Source organism: Amedibacillus sp. YH-ame6, from assembly GCF_053848845.1.
In genome coordinates this window covers 1-21,902 of the sequence record NZ_JBSPEZ010000025.1, presented here as the reverse complement: position 1 = coordinate 21,902, position 21,902 = coordinate 1, and the positions used below count along the sequence as shown (strand labels likewise).

Annotated in this window: 18 protein-coding genes and 1 other annotated feature (1 of these 19 running past the window's edge); all 18 genes read left to right on the top strand. The window is 34.5% G+C overall.

All coding sequences use genetic code 11. From position 1 onward, the window contains the following. Positions 1–49, top strand: a binding site (T-box leader) (it extends 163 nt beyond the left edge of the window). A gap of 35 nt (positions 50–84) precedes the next feature. Continuing rightward, positions 85–2,808, top strand: a complete 2,724-nt coding sequence (gene ileS, locus ACWG0P_RS13475) for an isoleucine--tRNA ligase (RefSeq protein ID WP_455802160.1) — start codon at positions 85–87, stop codon at positions 2,806–2,808. Between the two features lie 72 nt (positions 2,809–2,880). Further along, the gene (locus tag ACWG0P_RS13470) at positions 2,881–3,609 is read left to right on the top strand and encodes a TrmH family RNA methyltransferase (protein WP_455802159.1); all 729 of its coding nucleotides are present in this window, start codon (positions 2,881–2,883) and stop codon (positions 3,607–3,609) included. A gap of 179 nt (positions 3,610–3,788) precedes the next feature. After that, entirely contained in the window at positions 3,789–4,238 is a 450-nt protein-coding gene (locus ACWG0P_RS13465; RefSeq protein ID WP_455802158.1) for a type II secretion system protein, read from the top strand. Positions 4,239–4,301: 63 nt separating this feature from the next. Then, positions 4,302–5,072: a prepilin peptidase gene (locus tag ACWG0P_RS13460; RefSeq protein WP_455802157.1), complete on the top strand. Its 771-nt coding sequence runs from the start codon at positions 4,302–4,304 to the stop codon at positions 5,070–5,072. A gap of 16 nt (positions 5,073–5,088) precedes the next feature. Further along, positions 5,089–6,285, top strand: coding sequence for a type II secretion system F family protein (locus ACWG0P_RS13455; RefSeq protein WP_455802156.1), 1,197 nt, complete (start codon positions 5,089–5,091; stop codon positions 6,283–6,285). A 9-nt stretch (positions 6,286–6,294) separates the two neighbouring features. Next, a complete protein-coding gene (gene pilM, locus ACWG0P_RS13450; protein WP_455802155.1) occupies positions 6,295–7,209 on the top strand; it encodes a type IV pilus biogenesis protein PilM in 915 nt (304 codons plus the stop codon). Between the two features lie 10 nt (positions 7,210–7,219). Next, positions 7,220–7,879 carry a hypothetical protein gene (locus tag ACWG0P_RS13445; RefSeq protein WP_455802154.1) on the top strand — a complete coding sequence of 220 codons (660 nt, stop codon included), beginning with the start codon at positions 7,220–7,222 and terminating at the stop codon, positions 7,877–7,879. 9 nt (positions 7,880–7,888) lie between these two features. After that, positions 7,889–8,518 carry a hypothetical protein gene (locus ACWG0P_RS13440; RefSeq protein ID WP_455802153.1) on the top strand — a complete coding sequence of 210 codons (630 nt, stop codon included), beginning with the start codon at positions 7,889–7,891 and terminating at the stop codon, positions 8,516–8,518. A gap of 18 nt (positions 8,519–8,536) precedes the next feature. Then, positions 8,537–9,673 (top strand): hypothetical protein, encoded by a 1,137-nt coding sequence (locus tag ACWG0P_RS13435; protein WP_455802152.1) that lies wholly within the window; start codon positions 8,537–8,539, stop codon positions 9,671–9,673. Positions 9,674–9,688: 15 nt separating this feature from the next. Then, complete coding sequence (locus ACWG0P_RS13430; RefSeq protein WP_455802151.1) at positions 9,689–10,624, top strand: type II secretion system protein; 936 nt, start codon at positions 9,689–9,691, stop codon at positions 10,622–10,624. 20 nt (positions 10,625–10,644) lie between these two features. Next, positions 10,645–12,321 (top strand): prepilin-type N-terminal cleavage/methylation domain-containing protein, encoded by a 1,677-nt coding sequence (locus ACWG0P_RS13425; RefSeq protein WP_455802150.1) that lies wholly within the window; start codon positions 10,645–10,647, stop codon positions 12,319–12,321. Further along, entirely contained in the window at positions 12,318–13,991 is a 1,674-nt protein-coding gene (locus ACWG0P_RS13420; RefSeq protein WP_455802149.1) for a GspE/PulE family protein, read from the top strand. Before ACWG0P_RS13425 ends, ACWG0P_RS13420 begins: the two co-directional genes overlap by 4 nt. Before the next feature lie 13 nt (positions 13,992–14,004). Further along, positions 14,005–15,063, top strand: a complete 1,059-nt coding sequence (locus ACWG0P_RS13415) for a type IV pilus twitching motility protein PilT (protein ID WP_455802148.1) — start codon at positions 14,005–14,007, stop codon at positions 15,061–15,063. Positions 15,064–15,153: 90 nt separating this feature from the next. Beyond that, complete coding sequence (locus tag ACWG0P_RS13410) at positions 15,154–15,642, top strand: RNA polymerase sigma factor (RefSeq protein ID WP_455802147.1); 489 nt, start codon at positions 15,154–15,156, stop codon at positions 15,640–15,642. Continuing rightward, the gene (locus ACWG0P_RS13405; protein ID WP_455802146.1) at positions 15,629–16,366 is read left to right on the top strand and encodes a hypothetical protein; all 738 of its coding nucleotides are present in this window, start codon (positions 15,629–15,631) and stop codon (positions 16,364–16,366) included. Before ACWG0P_RS13410 ends, ACWG0P_RS13405 begins: the two co-directional genes overlap by 14 nt. A gap of 277 nt (positions 16,367–16,643) precedes the next feature. Next, positions 16,644–17,684 (top strand): phenylalanine--tRNA ligase subunit alpha, encoded by a 1,041-nt coding sequence (pheS, locus tag ACWG0P_RS13400; RefSeq protein ID WP_455802145.1) that lies wholly within the window; start codon positions 16,644–16,646, stop codon positions 17,682–17,684. Between the two features lie 12 nt (positions 17,685–17,696). Continuing rightward, positions 17,697–20,099, top strand: a complete 2,403-nt coding sequence (pheT, locus tag ACWG0P_RS13395) for a phenylalanine--tRNA ligase subunit beta (protein ID WP_455802144.1) — start codon at positions 17,697–17,699, stop codon at positions 20,097–20,099. Between the two features lie 298 nt (positions 20,100–20,397). After that, a complete protein-coding gene (locus tag ACWG0P_RS13390; protein WP_455802143.1) occupies positions 20,398–21,612 on the top strand; it encodes an IS256 family transposase in 1,215 nt (404 codons plus the stop codon). Positions 21,613–21,902 lie beyond the last annotated feature (290 nt).

Below are 21,902 nucleotides of genomic sequence, written 5' to 3'. Positions count from 1 at the left end.
AGGAATATGAAGAACTAAGGTGGTACCGCGTTGATTATACGTCCTTAGATAAAGGGCGTTTTTTTATGTTAGGAGGAAATGAACATGGAATATAAAGACACACTATTGATGCCAAAAACAGAATTTGAAATGAGAGGGAAACTCCCAAGTAAAGAACCAGGGTTTCAAGAACGCTGGAAACAACAAGCATTATACGAAAAGATGTTAGAAAAAAGAGAAGGTTGCGAGTCTTTTGTGCTACATGATGGGCCTCCTTATGCGAATGGGGATATCCATTTAGGACATGCTTTGAATAAAATTTTAAAGGATGTCATTGTACGTAATCGATTCATGGCAGGGTATAAGGTACCTTATATTCCAGGATGGGATACACATGGGTTACCAATTGAAACAGCAATTACAAAACTAGGACATGATCGTAAGAAAATGGAATTGGCAGACTTCCGTAAATTATGTTATGACTATGCGATGGAACAAGTAGAACGTCAAAAGAAGGGATTTTTATCTCTTGGCGTCGTTGGTGATTATGATCATCCATACATTACATTAACCAAAGACTTTGAAGCAGAACAAATTAAAATCTTTGGTAAAATGGCAATGGAAGGATTGATCTATAAAGGATTAAAACCAGTCTATTGGTCTCCATCATCAGAATCTGCACTTGCAGAAGCAGAGATCGAATACCATGATATTAAAAGTCCTACAATTTTCGTAAAGTTTGCGGTAAAAGAAGGAAATGGTATATTAGATACAGATACTTCTTTTGTGATTTGGACAACAACACCTTGGACGATTCCAGCAAACTTAGCAATCTGTTTAAATAAAGACTTTACCTATGCACTTGTAGAGAGTGAAAAAGGAAAACTTATCGTTCTAAAAGAAATGGTAGATGCTTTATGGGAGAAGTTTGGTTTAACACAGAAAGATATCGTAAAAACATTCAAAGGAAGCGAACTAGAAAAAATCGTTTGTCAACATCCTTTATATGATAGAGAATCCTTAGTGATCCTAGGGGATCACGTAACAGCGGAAGCTGGTACCGGGTGTGTGCATACAGCCCCAGGTTTTGGTGCAGATGACTTCTTCATCGGTGCCAAATATGGTTTACCAGCGTATTGTAATGTGGATGAACATGGATGCATGATGAAAGATGCTGGGGAATGGTTAGAAGGGCAATATGTAGATGATGCCAATAAAACGGTTACACAGCGTTTAGATGAACTAGAAGCCTTATTGAAACTTGAGTTTATTACGCACTCTTATCCACATGATTGGAGAACAAAGAAGCCGATTATTTTCCGTGCTACAACACAGTGGTTCGCATCTATTGATAAAATTAGAGAACAATTACTAACAGAGATTGCAAATGTTGATTGGATTCCAAAATGGGGTCAACAACGTATGCATAATATGATTGCGGATCGAGGAGATTGGTGTATTTCTCGTCAACGTGCTTGGGGTGTTCCGATTCCTATTTTCTATGGGGAAGATGATACTCCAATTATGGATCAAGTTGTATTTGATCATGTCGCAAAACTATTTGAAGAACATGGTTCTAACATTTGGTTTGAAAAAGAAGCCAAAGATCTTCTTCCTGAAGGGTATACAAATGCCGCTTCACCAAATGGTGTATTCTATAAAGAAAGCGATACTATGGATGTATGGTTTGACAGCGGCTCTTCTCATACAGGTGCTATGATTGCGAACAATTTAGGATATCCAGCAGACTTGTATTTTGAAGGAAGTGATCAATATCGTGGTTGGTTTAACTCTTCTTTAATTGTTGGGACTGCAGTGCATGGACATTCTCCATACAAACAGGTATTAAGTCATGGGTTTGTCATGGATGGAAAAGGCGTGAAAATGTCTAAGAGTCAATGGAATGCGGTAGCGCCAGGAGAAATTACAAAGAAATTTGGTGCGGATATCTTACGTTTATGGGCAGCAAGTGTAGATTATCAAGCAGATTGTAGTATGAGTGATGAAATCATGAAACAGATTTCTGAGAACTATCGTAAAGTTCGTAATACATTCCGTTTCTTATTGGCAAATATTCACCCAGAAGATTTCCAAACAGCAGATTTACAAGATGTGGAGACTCTTCCACTGTTAGATAAACATATGATTGCACTTTTGGACGATGTTAATACAAAAGTACAAAAAGCATACAAAGAATATCGTTTTGCGGATGTGACAAGTATGTTAACAACATTGATGACAAATGAATTCTCTGCGTATTACTTAGATTTTACAAAAGATATTCTATACATCGAAAAGAAAGATGATATTAGACGTCGTCAAGTACAGACAGTTATTTATCATGCGGTAAATGTATTTGTTCGTTTATGGGCACCAATTCTTACGCATACAACTGAAGAAGTGAATGATTTCTTCCATGCAGAAGAAGAAAGTATCCATTTAGGAAGCTTCCCTGAAACACAACATGTAGAAGATGGAGAAAGCATCAAAGCAGATATGGTACGTATGATGGCAATACGTTCTGATATCTTCAAAGCATTAGAAGAAGCGCGTGCAGAAAAAGTGATCGGTAAATCTTTAGAAGCGCATGTTTTAGTAAATGTAAGTGATGAAGATCGTAAACTTATTGATACATACTGTGGAAATAAATTCCATCAGTGGTTAATTGTGTCTAAGGTATCTTTCAGCGTAGATGAACTACAAGCATACGAAGTATGTCAGGCTTCTGTAGAGAAGTGTGAAGGTAGTGTATGTCCACGTTGTTGGAATATCAGCGATTCACATGCAGAAGATGGTTTATGTGAACGTTGCGCAAGCGTATTAAAATAAACAATGAGGTAAAGTCCGATGACTTTACCTTTCTTATGTGATATCATAAACAAAAAGAATAGGAGTACATGTATGGAAATCAATTCATTAACGAACGCAAAAGTAAAACAGTGGGCAAAATATAAAGAAAAAAAACATCGCGAGCAAGACCAAAAATTTCTAATTGAAGGAGAACATTTGATTGAAGAAGCACATAAGGCTGGCTTGATCGATGCGATTATTGTGGAACAGTCCCATACTTGTAAATATCACCTGTATGAAAGCTATGAAGTAACACCAGAAATATTGAAGAAACTAAGTGATAGCAAGTCTGGTACATGGATTATGGCAGTATGTCATTATCCAACACTTTCTACAGAAGACCTAGGGAAGCATATCGTCATCCTAGATGACGTGCAGGATCCAGGTAATGTGGGAACCATTATACGCACTGCATTATCGTTTGGATATGACAGCGTTGTTTTATCAACGCATTGTGCAGATGTTTACAATGAAAAAGTAATACGTTCCACACAAGGAGCCCTCTTCCATATTCCAGTATTACGAAAAGATATGGAAGAGGTAATACATCATCTACAAGAACAACGTATTCCTATCTATGTCACAGCACTTGAAAATGGAAAACCCATGTCTTTAGTAGAAAAACCAAGTGAAATTGCATTGGTGTTTGGCAATGAGGGATGTGGTGTCAGCAAGCGTATTTTGGACTGTGCAGATCAAAAAGTTTTCATCGAAATGGAGACATTCGAGTCGTTAAATGTCGCAGTAGCGTCGGGGATTTGTATGTATCATTTTAGATAGGTAACAAGAAAATATCAAAAATAGTCACACATTCGTCATAAATTACTAGGAATTGCATAAGATAAGGAGAATTTTTACAATTTAATGTAAATTTTTCTACACAGATGTATTGATTGTGCTATAATTAGTTCATGAAAAGGTATGCAGTTTCTGCATATGAAATAAAGGAGAGAAAAGAAATGATTAAGAATTTAAGAAAAAACAAAAAAGGTTTTACATTAGTTGAAATTATTGTCGTATTAGTAATTATGGGTATCCTATTGGCTCTTGCGGTACCAGCAGTTCTAGGTTATATCAGTAAGGCACAAGATCAACAATATATCGCAGAAGCACGTAATGGATTCTTAGGAGCAAACACAATCGTTGCGACTGAAAATGCAAGAGGTGTTGCTAAAGATGACCGTAGCAAGTTACAAAAAGCTGAAATTAATAAAGAAATTGGAGAGACAGATTTGATTTCTGGAATGGCATGTACTGTAGCAAAAGATGGTACTAAATACAAAATTGTATCATGTGATGTTATTGTAAAATCAAAAGAAACTCGTAAGTATACTTTTACTGCGAATAAAGAAGTTGTTGGTTCAGATACAGCAACAGTAGTAGATACGGCAACAACTTATCCAGACTAAATAATATTTAAGCCTCTACTAAACTAGAGGCTTTCTACTTTAAAAACTAGAGAGGGGAGTATTATGGAAGGAATTTACTTTATCTTTTATACATATTCCTTTTTCATTGGGATTTGTATCGCAAGCTTTATTAATGTGGTGATTTGGAGAGTGCCACAGAAATTATCGATTGCAAAAGGAAGATCATTTTGTCCAAATTGTAAACATGAATTAAAATGGATGGATTTGATTCCGATTTTTAGTTATTTATTTTTAAGAGGGAAATGTCGATATTGTGGGGCTAAAATTCCAATGCGTGATACGGTGATTGAATGCATTGGGGGGATATTTGCAGTTTTCTGCTTCTGGAAATATCCTTTTCAATTAGAAGCTTTGTTTGTGTTTATACTGTTTGTAATATTACTTGCAATCACTATGATAGATTTTGATACAATGGAAATTCCAAATGGTTTGGTGCTAATGTTGTTTATTCCAATCATTGGGATGTTGTTTGTACAAACGGATGTAAGTGTCATAGATAGAATTGTTGGTTTCTTTAGTGTAAGTTTACCAATGTATGTATTAACGAGATGTATACCTGATTGTTTTGGTGGCGGAGATATCAAGCTAATAGCAGTATGTGGGATTCTATTAGGTTGGGAATTGACATTGTTCGCAACTTTTGTGTCTTTACTGTTAGGTGGAGGCTATGCAATCTATTTATTATTGCGAAAAAAGACGGAAAAAGACAGTTATATGGCGTTTGGACCTTACCTATCGATAGGAATTATGGTATCATTACTATATGGAAATGAAATTATTCACTCATATTTAATGTTTTTTGGTCTGATTTAAAAAGAGGTGAATGAGTATGGCATTATATAAATACATAGCTAGAGACATGGAAGCAAAAAAAATACAAGGCAAGCGTGAAGCAGATAATGAAAAACAGCTTGTCTCTTTATTGCGTAGTGAGAGTTTATTTTTGATTAGCTTTACAGATGTTACACGTGTTCAACAAAATGAATATAAGATGAAGTTGAAAGAACTAGCAGACTATTCTAGACAGTTAGGAGCTATGCTTGGTTCAGGGGTAAGTTTAATACGAGCAATATCCATCCTTTTGCAAAGGGAAGAAAATCCTAAAATTAAAAGAATTTATACAGATATTTATCGCAAACTACAACAAGGATTAACCTTGTCATTTGCAATGGAAGAACAAGGAAAAGCATTCCCTGAATTAATGGTTAATATGTATCGTTCCGGAGAAGCTAGTGGGCAGATGGAAAAAGTAGCAAAAACAATGGCAATACAATATGAAAAGGATAATCGTGTTAGGACGAAAGTAAAAAATGCTATGATTTATCCAATTATCCTTCTATGTATGACAGTAATTGTAATCATTGCAATGTTTACATTGATCATCCCTCAATTTCAAGATGTTTTTGAAGGAATGGATTTACCACTAATCACACGACTGGTAAATTCATTCTCGAAAGCTATGTTAGAATATTGGTATCTGTTTTTGATTGGCGTATTGATGATAGTAGCAATTGTTTCATCATTACTGAGAGTAGATAAAATTCGATACAAGTTTGATAAATTCAAACTTACTTCACCACTGTTTGGGAAATTGTTAAGAATCATTTATACTGCTCGGTTTGCACGTAATTTATGTTCCTTATACACAAGTGGAATTTCGATTATAAATGCACTGCAAATTGCTAGAACAACAATTGGAAATAAATATTTGGAAGCACAATTTGACGACACAATTACGATGGTGCGAAATGGAACAGCTTTATCACAAAGTGTACAAAAGATTCAAGGGTTTGATTCTAAGCTTAGTACTTCAATTTTCATTGGAGAAGAAAGTGGTAAGTTAGAGGATATGTTAACAAGTATTGCGGATGACTTTGATTATGAGTCTGAAGCTGCGACGCAAAGAATTGTTACTATTATGGAGCCGGTGATGATTATCATCTTAGCGTTTATTGTATTGATGGTTATGCTGTCTGTCTTGTTTCCGATTTTTCAAATATATCAAAATCCAACAAGTCTTGCATAGGAGGAATTTATGGCAAATGAAAGTGTAGTATATATATCAACCAATAGAATTCAGTTGGTTCAAGGATCATCTGATAATTCAGATATGATAAAAATTAATAATTTTCAAGAATTGCCTTTACTTGAGGGCACCATGATCAATGGTGTTATAACAGACGAAGGACAAATTCTTGAAAGTTTAAAAGCACTAAAAGAACAAGGTGTTAAGCATTGTCGTATCGTGATTGATAGTGGGCAAATTTTAGTGAAGAATGTAGATGTACCTGCATTGAAAAAAAATGAGCTGTTACAGGTTGTGAAAAATGAACTTTCAAATCTTGAAGAAGGATATGATGATTTGATCTATGATTATAGTGTTCTTCGTGATGAATATAAAGAAGTAGATAAATCAGGAGGAGAAATCTTATGTTGTGCGGTAGAGCGCAAGTTGATTTCTAACTACTTAGAAGTATTTGAAAATGTAGGCATTAAAATAGATAGTGTAGATATTTCTGTGAATACATTACATAAGTTAACTAATGAATTGATTGATTTTGAAGATAAAACATACATTGTATCTGTTGTGGATTCAAATAACGTTTCTTCATATTTGTTTGAGAAGAATCATTATACATTTTCTAATCGTTCTCGTCTGTTTTCGGAGCGTGGGACACCAGATTTCATTGCTGAAATGAATAGTAATATATCTCAACTTATTCAGTTTAATAAATCACAAAGGAGTCCATATCCAATTGAAACGGCATTCTTCTGTGGACTTGAAAAAGCAGAGGAAATAGCTTTGTCAAAGGTGGTAAAAGATAATTTGGAAATTCAAGCAGGGCGGTTTCCAGATTCAAAAACTATATATGTAACAAATAGTGCAATAAAAGATAAGTTTTATTTGAATGACTACGTATATTGCGTTGGATGCTTAATTAGAAAGTGAGGTGTATGAGATGCTTCAAAAGAGATTGAAAGTAAAAGATATTGATTTATTAGATGCTTATAAGAAGAAAAAAGAACCATCGAAATATGCTTCCGTATTGAAGTACGCAATTCCTCCGATTATATTAGCTCTTGTTGTTGTAGGCTTTTTTGGTTTTATTACCTTTAAAAACAATAGTTTACAAGGGGATATTGCGGACATGAACGTTAAAATAAAAGAACTTGAAAAGAAAATGGCGGAAGATCCTAATTTACCTAAATTTAATACATTAACATCGATTATTATGAATACTAAAAAATATAAGACATTATATGAGGATATTCAATCTTATCCGCAGCTTTCCCAAGTGATATTTGATCAGTTGATAATATCTGGTAACGGTACATTGAGTATAACTGGCTTTAATTTTACAAGAGAATCACAAACGATTTCTATAAATATAGAAACATCTAATGAAAGCAATACTGAGGGATTTGTGAGAAATTTAAAAGCAAGTGGGACGTTTGCAGATGTATCCTATACAGGATATATGGGTTCTGAAAAAACAGAAGATACAATTACTACAGATGACAGTGTTTTGTCAGGGTTATTAGGTACCACAGCAAAAAAAGAAAGTACAAAAACAGGTGAGATTGTATATACCGCTACTGTTCTTTGCTTATTAAAGTAGGTGAATGGAATGAAAAATTTAACAAAAAGAGAAAAAATATTAATATATATTTTAGTGTATATATTGATTATTGTTGGCGGTGGATTTCTGTTATGTATGCCTGCACTAGAGAAATATAGTACCTTGCAAACACAATACGATACAATTGAGGCTCAGTGGTTAACGACAAAAGCAGGAGTTGTTGAATATCATGATTTGGATAAGAAAATCGAAGAAGTTACAAAGCTTTATAATGAGCAAATTAAAAATTTCTACATTGCGGATGATACTAAGGTTGAGGATGTTGATGAATTGATAACATCACTAGCGAAAAACCATAATCTAATACCAATGAGTTTACAAATTGGTAATGTAATTGAAGAAGAAGTTGTTAATTATGAAGACTTTAAAAAAAATGCTAAAAAGAGTACAACTAATGCTGAAAATTCCTCAAGTGCTACTGCATCCGAGAATAATAATAAAACTACTGCGAAAGTATATATAGTTAATCTAGTTGTAAGCGGATCGATCACTAATCTACAATCTTTAGTGGATGATGCTAGAACTATGAAAACATTAAAAATTTCAGAAGTTTCATACTCAAAAGAAAGTGAATTAACAAAAAATATGACAGTGTCATTCAAAGTATACATGATTTAGAAATAGGTTGGTGATGATATGAAAAAAAATCAGAAGGGTTCTGCAATATTATGGACGATTGTTGTAATAGGTGTTCTCTCTATTTTAATTGCGGCATGTTTAACTATTTCTTATTCATATTATAACCGAGCTTTGCAAACAAATTCAAAACGGCAAGCATATTTAACTGCAAAAGGTGCCGTAGAAGAAATTGCAAAAAATATTGAAGATGGTAACGAGGATTATATCTCTTTATTTTCAAAGTCTACAACGGAATATAAACCATTAGTGGATGAGGAAGAAAAGATACCTTTAATTGTGTCTATTCCTGCGTCTTCAAATATTGGAACAGTAAAGGAATGTTATATCAAAATCAATAGAATTGACAAAACTATGAACGGTTTTATTACCGTTGGTGTTATAGCATCTTATAGCGATGAGACGTATGAAGTAAAAGCTGATTTGAAATTGGGTGTTAAAGGAGGTACAAACAAGTGGCAAATTATACGTTATTATCAAATTGATAATGCAAAAAAAACTATAAATAATATTTCTATTGCTATTGATTCATACAGAGATTTTACCTATTATTTAGAGTACTATAAAATGAAATTTGGCGAGGTTAGCTCTAATCAAATGGAATACGCAATGAAAGCGCTATTAGTGTATATGAAGCAAGATCCAACGTGGGACAATGTAGAGTCTACTATAAAAACAAGTCTTGAAAATATAAACCGTTTTGACGATTTTACAATGCGTCAATACTTCGCTAGTAGAAATGCGAATCACCAATTCCCGGAATTTAATTTAGATGAAGTAAGAGGTAAAGATAAAATATTAGTTCCAAAAGTGGTGAATGGTAAAATAGAAAAAGTAGAAGTGAGTTTAGTGAAAAAAAATTTTTATAATAAGAAGTACTATATTCAACCTAAGTATTCTAATAAATATAACTATTTTACTTTTATATTTGCTTATGGTAATAGTAAGCCTAACAATGGTGGAACTATAAATTTAGTTTATCATAAAAATCATTGGTATTATGTAGAAGATGTAAGATTAAGTGATACAGCAGAAGTGAAACCATTGGGTCCAACTTCTTTCGATTATGATGATGCTACAACACGATGGGAATATTTAGTTAATAATTTCCTTACAGAGGATAATATGCTTCAATAGATAGGAGATGATAATATGAAAAATAATAAAGGCATGACACTAATGGAAACGCTAATGGCAATTTTCATATTGTCAATTGCTGGACTCATGATTATGACGGGTATAATATCTGTCATTCGTGTTATGGGGGATGCAAATACAATAAAAGACCAAAGTGATTTACTTCTTTCAAAAGCAGAAAAAACGGATAAAGATGTAAGTAAAAATGTAAAAATAAAAGATACTGAGTTTACTTTTAGTATTAAGAATAATTTTGGCACTTCATTTTCCAAGCAACTATCATTTGCTGAATATAGTATGACTAAGGATAGTGAAATTTCTTTAAAGGCAATAGCAAATCCTTCTTTAAAACCAGTTTCTTCTGATGTTGTTACAAATGCTAATTTATTTAATTTATATGTAAAGAAATTTGAGAATAATTTTATACCACGCCCATCAGACATAAGTAGTTATAATCTTGTTTTTGATCAAACGAGATATGAGGATTTTAACTTGGGGAGGTTTGACAATGGAAGATATATTGTCTATCCCAATGAGATTTTCCCACTTGCAATTCAATCGCTGAATACAACGTATTATTTAAAAGCATATTATCCATGGGAATACTCTAGAAACGCTCAACATAATGGGATTTTAATATATTTGTCGAAGTATCCTGATTATGTTTCGGCAGCGAAAAATGAAAGTAATGGGCCAAAAGAAAATATTCATTTTATATATAATTATGAATCAAACTCTTGGTTTTATTTTGCTGGTAATGATTATCAAATCAATTACGCTACAGACTTCAATTATGTGTATAATACATCTGCACTTAGTTTTAAAAACGACACGAGTCAAATCCGATCATGGTCTCAATTAAAACTGCATTTAAATAGTACAAAAGGCTGGAAAGAGCTTGATATGAATGTCAATTTGGATCCAAATAAACCGGATGATGTATGGAAATGAAAAGAAAGAGGTGAGTGAATATGAAATTAAATAATAAGGGATTTACACTTATAGAAATAATAGTCACTCTCGTTATTTCTTCCATTATAATGGTAATTGCTGGCTCAATTATACTTAATAGTTTTGATTATTTTAATAAGACAGATATCGCGGATAAGGATAAACTTGCTGTGGACAAGATTGCTACTCTTGTGCGAGATGAATTAGTGTATGCTAGCAATGTTATTGTAGATGACGAAAAGCCTGAAGGAGACTGGAATGCTCTTTCCATAACGAAGGATGGATATCTTCTTAAAACTACATATGAAGGAGATAAAATAACAGAAATCGATTTATATAATAAAGATTTTTATAATCAAAGAACCTTAGAGTTGAAGGCAAGATGCTATAATAATGATTATCGAATTGATTTAAAATTTTCGTTTTTAGTCGATAATAAAGAACAAGTTTATAAAACAGAGCATACGTTGGAGTTGATTAATATGAAAAATAATATAGTAGCTGAGGATAAAGCGACTATTGATCAATATTCTGCTTTAGTTAATATTACTGAAAATAACAAAATATACTACCGTTATGGCACCAGTGTATTTATTAATGAAGAGAAAAATGGTGATGGAACCGTTCAAGATGAACAAAAGTGTAAAGTAAAGTCTAATGATAGAGGAGAATGGAATAATCTAACAGATTATAAAAAAGGTGATTTCGTTACATTAGATGGTATTCTTTATAGAGCTTCACAAGATATTAATAAGGGAACTCTTCCTCCAGGATCATCTGGCATTTATTTGTGGAAACATATAAGTATGTATTATGATAGAAATTCAAAATATAACAAATATGACATTATTCTTTATCCTACTGGACAGAACGCAAAATATTATCAGGTAAAATGGAGAGAATACGTAGATCCGTTTATTGAACCAGATCCAACTAAAACGGATGAAACATCTTCTGTAACTGGATGGTCAAAAGGTTATAACTCTATAGACGAATTACGAAATGCTACAGGATATGTGGCACCAGGCTATAGCAAATGTCCTTTAGATACATATACATGCTCAGGTACAATTTCTGATAAAGTTTTTGATATTACGAAAGAGAATTATAAGGGGAAATATAAGGTTATCGAAGGGGAGGAAGATGATTATATTCCTAATAGCTCAGCATCTATAAAAATTGGTGATTTTGTTATTTTCAATAAGGTTTACATAGGATCAGATAAAAGTACGAACTTTTTGACAAAAGATTGGGTTGATTTAAAAGACGATAAAGGAAACGATGAATGGTATTTGTATATTGCTACATCCGATGATGCACAGCTTCATATCCCAGGTGTGAAATATAGAGAAAGAGAATCTAATCCAGATGCACAAAAATGGCAACTTTTAGGGCCTGTATCTCAAGTTGGAAGAGGATATAAGTCCACTTATTCCAAATTAAATGATTATTATTTGACAAATTGGTATGCTCATCATAATATTAAGAATAGCTTATTTAAAAACATTGGTGATGTAATATACAGTGAAGCGTCTGGGAAATTCTATTCGCCACAAGCATCCTATCAATATATTTATTCAGATCCAGATGCCCTAGGAAATACAGAATGGGCTGAATTTAAGCATATGGATAAATTAATGGAAGCTTGTGAGATAAAACTTAATAGATTTTTAGAAGAAGGAGTGGATTTGAAATGAAAAACATACCAATAGGTGAAGTGCTTAAAGATTATGGTTATATTAATGAAGAGCAATTGCAAGTAGCCTTAGATGCACAGCGTAAAGATCGCTCCAAACGTTTGGGTCAACATTTAATTGATTTAGGTTTTATTTCTGAAAAACAAATGCTAAAAGCTTTATCGGACAAGTTAAATGAACCTGTAGTGGATTTAGACGAAGTCAAAATCGAAGTAGATGCAGTCGCAAAGATTCCTAAATCATTGGCTTTGAAATATGATTTAATTGCTATTAGTGAAAACAACGGTCGTTTGACTGTTGTGACTAGTGATCCTTTGAATTTCTATGGTATTGAAGATGTACGTCTTGTTACAGGCATGAGTATTTCTGTTTGTCTTTGCGAAAAGGCTAAAATTTTAAGCGCAATTGACTATCATTATTCAGAGATTAACGCGAAAGAAGTTGCGAATAAAGCGAGCGAGGATTTTGTTTCATTCGAATTTGATGAAAACGAATTGTTCGATTCTGAAACAGATGATACTCCAGTTGTAAAACTGTTTAATTCTTTACTTCTTCGTGGATACAAGTCTAGTGTAAGCGATATCCACATTGAACCTTATGAAGATAAGACGATGGTACGTATGAGAATCGACGGCATGATTGTTGATTATGTGCAATTAGCTAAAAATCTACATCAATCACTTATCGTTCGTATTAAAATAATGAGTAATATGGATATCGCTGAGAAACGTGTACCACAGGATGGTCATTTCCTTGTGACTATTGAAGATATAAAGATGAATTTACGTGTTTCTGTAATTCCAACAGTATATGGAGAGAAAGCTGTTCTTCGTTTCTTGAATAGTAATACTCCTATTCGTAATGATAACCAATATGGAATGAATGTAGATAATTTTGTGAAGATGCGCAAGATGATGGAAATGCCTCATGGTATCATCTATATTACTGGTCCTACTGGAAGTGGTAAGACAACCACGCTATATATGATATTGGAGGCATTGGCGAAGAAGCAAGTAAATATATCTACAATTGAAGATCCTGTAGAAAAGAATATAGAACGTGTGAATCAAATGCAGATTAACAATATGGCTGGGCTTGATTTTGAGACGGGATTACGCGCGTTATTACGACAAGATCCAGATGTTATTTTAGTGGGAGAAACACGTGATGGCGAAACAGCTTCTATCTCTGTACGTGCAGCTATTACAGGTCACTTGGTGTTAAGTTCTCTACATACGAATGATGCGATTTCTGCCATTGTACGTTTAGAGGATATGGGAGTAGAACCATTTATGGTGGCGAACTCTATGATCGGTTCTGTATCTCAACGTTTGGTGAGAACCATTTGTCCTCATTGTAAGACAAAAATTAAAGCTACTGATATAGAAAAAGATGAACTTGGTGAAGATATTGAATACGTTTATCGTGGAACAGGCTGTAATCATTGTAACAACACAGGCTATAAAGGTAGAACAGCAGTTCATGAAGTTATTTTAATTGATAAAGCACTTCGTAAATTGATTAGTAATCATGCAGAAGTTGATGATATGTATGCATATGTTAAGAAAGAACAAAACCTTGTGACATTAAAAGAAGCAACGATACAACTTGTAAAAGAAGGCATGACAACGATGGAAGAATTGTATAAGATTTCAGTTTATACAGATTAAGGAGCTTGTAAATATGAATGCTTTATTGGAAGAAATGATAGCGTATTCAAGAGATCATAAGTGTAGTGATTTGCATTTAAATGTAGGTGGTATTGCTATGATTCGAAAGAATGGTAAATTAGTGGAGTATCCAAGATTCGTGAATGATCAAGAAATGAATGATATGATTCATTCGATGATTAATGAGTATGAAGAAGAGTTGTTAAAACAGGGGAAAGATTTAGATTTTACCTATGTGGATAGCAGAAATGAACGTCAACGCGTGAATGTATATCGTCAACAAGGGAAACTTTGTGCGGCCTTGCGTATCATCAATAATCAAATATGGTCATTAGAAGAGTTGGGTATGCCAAATGTGTTAAAAAATTTAGCTATGGAACCACGTGGGCTTGTCCTTGTGACGGGACCTACAGGAAGTGGTAAATCTACGACATTAGCTGCAGTTATGCAATATATCAACGAGAGAAAAGATTGTCATATCTTAACGATTGAAGATCCTGTAGAATATTTGTACGAGCGCAAACGAGCACTCATTCATCAGCGTGAAATTGGGCGAGATGTGGAATCTTTTGATATGGCACTTCGTTCCGCGATGCGTGAAGATCCTGATGTTATCCTTGTGGGAGAGATGCGTGACTATGAAACAATTGCTTCTGTTATTACTCTTGCGGAAACTGGACATCTTGTGTTCAGTACTTTGCATACGATTGGTGCAGCGAAGACGATTGATCGTATCATCGATGTTTTCCCAGCGGAAAAACAATCGCAGATACGTATGCAACTTTCAGGGATTTTGAAAGCTGTAATTACACAACAGTTATTACCATTGAGCGATGGAAGTGGACGTGTTGCGGCACTTGAAATAATGACAGGTACGGATGCTGTAGGTTCTATGATTCGTGAAAGTAAAGTACATCAGATTAATTCCTTGATTCAAACAGGTATGAAAGCTGGAATGCAATCGTTGAATTATGATTTAGCAAGACTTGTTCGCACGGGGAAAGTAGCTCGTGATGTAGCTGAAAAATACAGTGATGATTCAAATGAATTAAGTCAGTATTTGATGAGATAAATAAATTCTAGAAGAAACAGGAATAATTCCTGTTTTCTTTTGAAACATTTTTATAAAATCCATAGTATAACATACGAAAGGGGGGCAATTATGGAAGCTTTAAGTGCACAAGAAGCGGAGAAGTTGATTGAACAATATGGACATAGTGTGTATCGGTTTGCCCTTTCACTTACCAAACACAAAGATGTGGCAGATGATGTGTTTCAAGAAGTCTTTTTACGCTATCTAAAGAAACAGCCAGTATTTGAAAATGAAGAGCATGCCAAAGCATGGTTTTTCGTTGTGACTAGAAATTGTTGTAAGAATCATTTTATGTCTGCTTTTGTTCGTCATAGTGCTCCCTTAATTGAAGATATTCCAATGTTAAAAGAAGAGAAATATGGACTATATGAAGAAGTTTTAAAACTTCCTTTGAAATATAGACAAGTTATCCATTTATACTACTATGAAGGGTATAGCTCTCAAGAAATTGCGTCTATCCTTCATTTGCCAGATGCGACGATACGTACACAGCTAAAAAGAGCACGTAATCTATTAAAGAAACAACTGGAAGGATGTGAAGAATTTGAAAACCTATAAGCAAATCAATGAGGAATTAGAAGTGCCTGAAGAGCTTATTCTAAAGACAGTACAAGCAATGAGTACAAAGCAAACAACCACAAGAAGAATTGTGATGGGTTATGCGACAGCTTGTGTGATGCTATGTTTATGTGTTGGAATAGGGATATTGTATAGCTTTTACAAGCCTAATGAAAGTATCCCTGTAGTTGAAGAAAAAAGTCCTGTTGTGGAGGCGCCTTTCAATCTAAATGCGTATGTAAAAGAGGATACGTTTAGTATAGAAGAAATTGCTAAGACCTCAGGAGATATTTCAGGAATTGTAGAACCAATGAATGAAGAAGCTCGAAATCAGATGGAACATATTGCGCCTACCCTAGAACAATTGCATATTCCAACAGGGTTCACTTCGAATATAAACTATATGCAATATCGGAATGATGAGAAAACCATTGGTCCTTATGCCAATCTTACCTATCACTTTGAAAAAGGAACACAGGAAGCAATCGATGTATTTTATCAGGATGAACGTATGCCAAGGTGCATTCCATATGATATAGAGAATGATGACAGTGTTGAACAATACAAAGGGTATAAGCTTACAATCAATAAGCGTTATGAGGAAGAGAGTGGAAATACGTTGTATTGGGTGCATGCATATCGTAAGGGTTATATCATACAAATGAACGCTAGGATACAAAATGAAGAGGAATTTTCAAAGTTCTTAGAAAGCTTTCTAATTTAACCTTGTAATTTATGTGAAAATTGGCTATAATAAGCTAGAAAACGATGATAAGGATTAGTAATAAAGCAACTCATCTTAGGGAGAGAAGATCATGGACTGAAAGTCTTCTTGAAGGATAGCTTTATGAATTCACCTAGGAGTGAGATTAAACATCTCCCGTATCCATGACGGTTATCATGATAAACAAGGTGTGTCGCAAGATGAAACAGGATGGTACCGCGCTATAGTAAGCGTTCCTGTAGTCTTACGACTTTTTTATTGGAAAGGAAGTTGAATTATGGATGTTTTAACGACGTTAAAAGAAGAAGGTTTAAGCAAGATTGCATCTTGTAAAGATGTAAATGAATTACAACAGCTTCGTGTATTGTACCTAGGTAAGAAAGGTCCTATTCAGGAAGTTATGAAGTCTATGAAGGATTTGAGCGCTGAAGAGCGTCCTGCATTTGGACAGATGGTCAATGATGTAAAGACATTGATAGGAAGTGCAATTGAAGAACGTAAGGCGATTTTAGAAGTGGAAGAGATGAATCAACGTATTGAAAATGAAAAGATTGATATTACGTTGGATGGACAAAAACCTACACTAGGAAATATGCATCCACTTATGTTAATTCAACAGGAAATGGAAGATTTGTTTGTTGGGTTAGGTTATACAGTGGAAGAGGGTCCTGAAGTGGAATTCGATTTGTATAATTTTGAACGTGCAAATATTCCAAAGGATCATCCTGCTAGAGATATGCAAGATACATTCTATATCAATGCAGAGGAGCTATTACGTACGCATACAACGGCCATACAGACGCGTCAGTTGGAAGTTTTTGCGAAAGATGAAGTTCTACCTATAAAAGTCATTTGTCCTGGTAAAGTGTATCGTAGGGACGATGATGACGCGACACATTCTCATCAGTTTATGCAATGTGAGGGTCTTGTTGTTGGAGAAGGTATTAAATTATCAGATTTGAAGGGAACTTTATTGTTCTTGGCACAATCGATGTTTGGAGAAAGCAGAACCATTCGTTTCCGTCCAAGTTATTTCCAATTTACAGAACCAAGTGTTGAAGTAGATGTTAGTTGCCATATTTGTGGTGGTAAAGGATGTAATGTTTGTAAGGGAACTGGTTGGATTGAGATTTTAGGTGCTGGTATGGTGCATCCAAATGTACTTTCTATGGCTGGATATGATCCTGAAAAGGTAAGTGGTTTTGCATTTGGTATCGGTATTGAACGTGTTGCGATGTTGAAGTATGGAATTAGTGATATTCGTAATTTCTATACAAACGATATTCGTTTCTTGAAGACGTTCTCTCGTTTTGAGTAGGAGGAAGTACGAATGATAATAAGTAGAAAATGGCTTCAACAATATGTTGATATATCTGATTTAACAATTGAAGAAGTTGCGGATAAATTAACCAATAGTGGTTCAGAGGTTGAAGGAATCGAAAGAATGAGTCAAGGTAGTAACCTTGTGATTGGTAAAGTATTAACTTGTGTGGATCATCCAGATAGTGATCATTTGCATGTATGTGAAGTCGATTTAGGCGATAAGGTAACACAAATTGTTTGTGGAGCGCCAAATGTTGCGGCAGGACAAAAGGTCATTGTAGCTCGTCCTGGAGCCGTATTAGCAGGTGGAGAAATCAAAGATGGTGTCATTCGTGGACAAGAGAGCCATGGTATGATTTGTTCTTTATTAGAACTTGGTGTAGATGCGCATCAATTGAGTGAAGACAGCAAGAATGGGATTGAAGTACTGGATGAAGATGCGGTTGTAGGGGATGAACATCCTTTGGCATATCTTGGACTTGATGATGAAATTATGGACATTGGTTTAACACCAAATCGTACAGACTGTTTAGCAGCTTGGTCCATGGCTTTAGAAACAGGTGCTGTCTTGAAAAGAGAAGTTAAAATTCCTGCAGTGGAAGGAATCGCGGCACAGGGAAGTGCAACAAAGTTAAAAATTCACAGTGAAAGCGAAAAATGTCCATTGTTTTTAGGAAAAGTCATCAATGAAGTAAGCATTAAACCATCTCCAAAATGGATGAAGGAATTATTGATGGCAGCGGGTATGAAGTCCATTAACAATGTAGTAGATATTAGTAATATTGTAATGTTAGAAACAGGACAACCTTTACATTTCTATGATATTGATGCGATCAAAGATCAAGAAATCACTGTGAAAGATCATATTCATGAAGACTATACTGCATTGGATGGGGTTACGTATGCATTAAATGATGAAGATATCGTCATCACAAATGCTGGAAAACCAATTGGTATTGCAGGTGTTATGGGTGGAAATGATTCTAAGATTGAAGAGACAACAAAAGGAATCATCATCGAAGCAGCAATCTTCCATCATGTTTCTATAAGAAATACCGCACGTCGTTTAAATCTAAACACGGATGCTAGTGTTCGTTACCAAAAGGGAATCGAACCAATGGCTACCTTTAAGGCAATGGATCGTGCCGTTGAATTGTTAATTGCGTATGCAGATGCGAAAGGATTAGAAGAAACTGTACAATTTGGTTCTAATCACTATACACCAGTTACCATTGATGTAAATGTAGCACGTATGAATACATTATTGGGTACTGACTTTGCGGAAAGTGAAGTCATGGAAGTATTACAGGATTTACACTTAAATCCAACAAAACTTGGAGAAGATCTTCATGTGGAGATTCCAAGTTATCGTACAGATTTATTGATTGAACCAGATATCGCTGAAGAGATTATCCGTATTCTTGGTTATGATCGTTTACCATGTACGATGCCTCAAACAACATCAACTCTTGGACACTTAAACAAACGTCAGAAATTAAGAAGAAAATTACGTTCTACCTTAAGTGATCTTGGGTATAATGAAGCAGTTACGTATACACTGGTAAGTAAGAAAAAAATCGATGAAGCAGTTATGGGAGATGAACAAGTATATGAATTGGCTTCTCCAATGAGCGAAGATCGTCGCTATATTCGTAATTCTATTCTTCCTGGCTTATTAGATAGTATTGCGTACAACCAGGCAAGAAGTGTAAAAGATATCGCTTTGTTTGAAATCAGTAATGCGTATGGAATTGGAAATGTAGAAGAACGACTTTGTGTTGCGGCAAGTGGAGCACTGCATAAGAATCGTTGGCAAAACTATAGTGTTGATGTGGACTTCTATACATTAAAAGGTGTATTAGAATCGATACTTTCAAGTATCGGGTTTGATGAAAAACGTGTGGTATTCAAAGAAAATCATATTGATTGTAAGAACTTCCACCCATATCGTAGTGCGGAAGTATATTTAGGAAAAGAGTTGTTAGGTATTGTTGGGCAACTTCATCCAATGTTGGCAAAAACATATGATATCAATGATACAATTGCGATGGAAATCAATCTTGAAATTCTTCTTAAGAATAAAGCTAGTAAAGTGAAATTCTCAGAAGTATCAAAATTCCCATCGGTTACACGAGACTTAGCGTTTGTTGTTAAGGAAGATGTAAAAGTTGCGAACATTATCAATAGCATTAAGAAGAATGGAAAACTTGGAAAAGAAAACATTATTCAAAATGTAGAAGTGTTCGATGTTTATACAGGAGAACATGTGGAAAAGGGAAATAAATCAATTGCGTTGAGTATCACTTTCCAAAGCTTTGAAAAGACTCTTAAAGATACTGAAATCAATAGTATTCATGAATTGATTTTAGAAACTTTAAAGAAAGATGTACAAGCAGAATTAAGATCATAATGAAAAAGGCAGCCAATCGGCCAATGTCATTAAGTTAATAGAACATAGGGTTACATCAAATCATGAAAAATGTAAAACGATGAATAGTTTTAGTTAGTTAATTAGAATTAGATACAATGAAAAGAAGTTCTGATGATGAACTTTTTTTCAAATATGTGCTATAATACAAATGTCGTTACGAGAAGCGATAATTAAATCGTATGTAGCTCTTTAGTTTGGGAATGTAGCGAAAGATGTGTAAATATCAAAGAACTGGTAAGAATGTGAGTAAGAAACATTCCAACAGGAGGAAACTGATATGAACACATCTTTTATTTCAACGCAACAAATCAAGGAATTGGTTAATGAACAAAAGTTTACATCTACCAATGATATTATGCAATGCATGAAGGGCATGTTTGCCGATGTACTTGAACAAACTTTACAAGCTGAAATGGACATGCAATTAGGCTATGATCATGCACAACGCAGAACAATTGACGGAAAGAAAAACTACCGTAATGGTACAGTGAAACGAACCATGAAAACACAGTTAGGTGAAGTCGATATAGAGGTGCCCCGTGATCGTAACGGTGAATTCGAGCCGCAAATCATTGGTAAATATCAAAGAAATGCGGATGGCATTGAAGAACGTATTCTATCCCTTTATGCAACAGGTATGTCGACACGAGATATCAAAGATCAAATTAAGGGTCTCTATGATGTAGAGATTTCGGAAGGACTCGTGAGCAAAATCAGTGAACGCATATTGCCTGAAGTAAGTGAGTGGCAGAACCGTCCTTTAGAGGCTTCCTATCCATTCATTTTCATGGATGCCATACATTACAAAGTTAGAGAAAATCACCAAGTAATCACGAAAGCAGCTTACGTCGTGCTTGGCATAAATGATGATGGATGTAAGGACGTGTTAGGCTTATGGGTGGGCGCTAGTGAATCCGCAAAGTACTGGATGGGAGTGCTAAATGAGCTGAAAAGCAGAGGGATAAAGGATGTATCCCTATTCTGTGTTGATGGACTTACAGGCTTTCGTGAAGCGATTGGAGCAGTCTATCCAGAAGCACGAATACAACGTTGCATTATCCATCAAATACGTAATAGCACAAAGTTTGTGAGCTATAAGCATTTGAAGGAATTCATGAAGGATTTAAAAACAGTATATCAAGCAACAACCGAGGAACAGGCATTGAACCAGTTAAGTATTTTCAAGGATAATTGGGGAAAATTATATCCAACCGCAATTCGTAGCTGGGAAGAAAACTGGGATATTTTATCCACGTACTTTGATTATCCAGTGGAAATACGAAAAGTTATCTATACTACAAATGCGATTGAGGGATTGAACAGACAATTCCGAAAAGTCACAAAAACGAAAACAATGTTTCCTAATGACGACAGTTTAAGAAAGATGTTATATTTAGCAATTCAAAATTTAACATCTAAATGGACAATGAGATATCGTAACTGGGATTTGATAAGTTCGCAATTAGAATTAATGAAAAAAGTAGCTGTTTAAGGAAATGTATAAACAAAATTGAAATATTAATAAAAGTAATTAAAAACAGTATAACCACATGTAAATTGGATATACTGATAGTATAAAGGATATGGAAAATAATCCTATCCTATGAGCACATATCGAACCATGTCGAAAAGTACTTACACATAATTATTCACATTCCCCTTAGTTTTCATCTTTCGCTCAACATGTCGGTCAGGACGTATTGGCAAAAGCTCACTACGAATTAATTCATCCAGATTAGGTGGTATTCCACCTTTTCTTTTACTCGCATCACGGATTAAATG

What these genes read in the sequence shown, in the direction of transcription:
- ileS (WP_455802160.1), top strand. Translation starts at nt 85, where the DNA reads ATGGAATATAAAGACACACTATTGATGCCAAAAACAGAATTTGAAATG.
- ACWG0P_RS13470 (WP_455802159.1), top strand. Translation starts at nt 2,881, where the DNA reads ATGGAAATCAATTCATTAACGAACGCAAAAGTAAAACAGTGGGCAAAA.
- ACWG0P_RS13465 (WP_455802158.1), top strand. Translation starts at nt 3,789, where the DNA reads ATGATTAAGAATTTAAGAAAAAACAAAAAAGGTTTTACATTAGTTGAA.
- ACWG0P_RS13460 (WP_455802157.1), top strand. Translation starts at nt 4,302, where the DNA reads ATGGAAGGAATTTACTTTATCTTTTATACATATTCCTTTTTCATTGGG.
- ACWG0P_RS13455 (WP_455802156.1), top strand. Translation starts at nt 5,089, where the DNA reads ATGGCATTATATAAATACATAGCTAGAGACATGGAAGCAAAAAAAATA.
- pilM (WP_455802155.1), top strand. Translation starts at nt 6,295, where the DNA reads ATGGCAAATGAAAGTGTAGTATATATATCAACCAATAGAATTCAGTTG.
- ACWG0P_RS13445 (WP_455802154.1), top strand. Translation starts at nt 7,220, where the DNA reads ATGCTTCAAAAGAGATTGAAAGTAAAAGATATTGATTTATTAGATGCT.
- ACWG0P_RS13440 (WP_455802153.1), top strand. Translation starts at nt 7,889, where the DNA reads ATGAAAAATTTAACAAAAAGAGAAAAAATATTAATATATATTTTAGTG.
- ACWG0P_RS13435 (WP_455802152.1), top strand. Translation starts at nt 8,537, where the DNA reads ATGAAAAAAAATCAGAAGGGTTCTGCAATATTATGGACGATTGTTGTA.
- ACWG0P_RS13430 (WP_455802151.1), top strand. Translation starts at nt 9,689, where the DNA reads ATGAAAAATAATAAAGGCATGACACTAATGGAAACGCTAATGGCAATT.
- ACWG0P_RS13425 (WP_455802150.1), top strand. Translation starts at nt 10,645, where the DNA reads ATGAAATTAAATAATAAGGGATTTACACTTATAGAAATAATAGTCACT.
- ACWG0P_RS13420 (WP_455802149.1), top strand. Translation starts at nt 12,318, where the DNA reads ATGAAAAACATACCAATAGGTGAAGTGCTTAAAGATTATGGTTATATT.
- ACWG0P_RS13415 (WP_455802148.1), top strand. Translation starts at nt 14,005, where the DNA reads ATGAATGCTTTATTGGAAGAAATGATAGCGTATTCAAGAGATCATAAG.
- ACWG0P_RS13410 (WP_455802147.1), top strand. Translation starts at nt 15,154, where the DNA reads ATGGAAGCTTTAAGTGCACAAGAAGCGGAGAAGTTGATTGAACAATAT.
- pheS (WP_455802145.1), top strand. Translation starts at nt 16,644, where the DNA reads ATGGATGTTTTAACGACGTTAAAAGAAGAAGGTTTAAGCAAGATTGCA.
- pheT (WP_455802144.1), top strand. Translation starts at nt 17,697, where the DNA reads ATGATAATAAGTAGAAAATGGCTTCAACAATATGTTGATATATCTGAT.
- ACWG0P_RS13390 (WP_455802143.1), top strand. Translation starts at nt 20,398, where the DNA reads ATGAACACATCTTTTATTTCAACGCAACAAATCAAGGAATTGGTTAAT.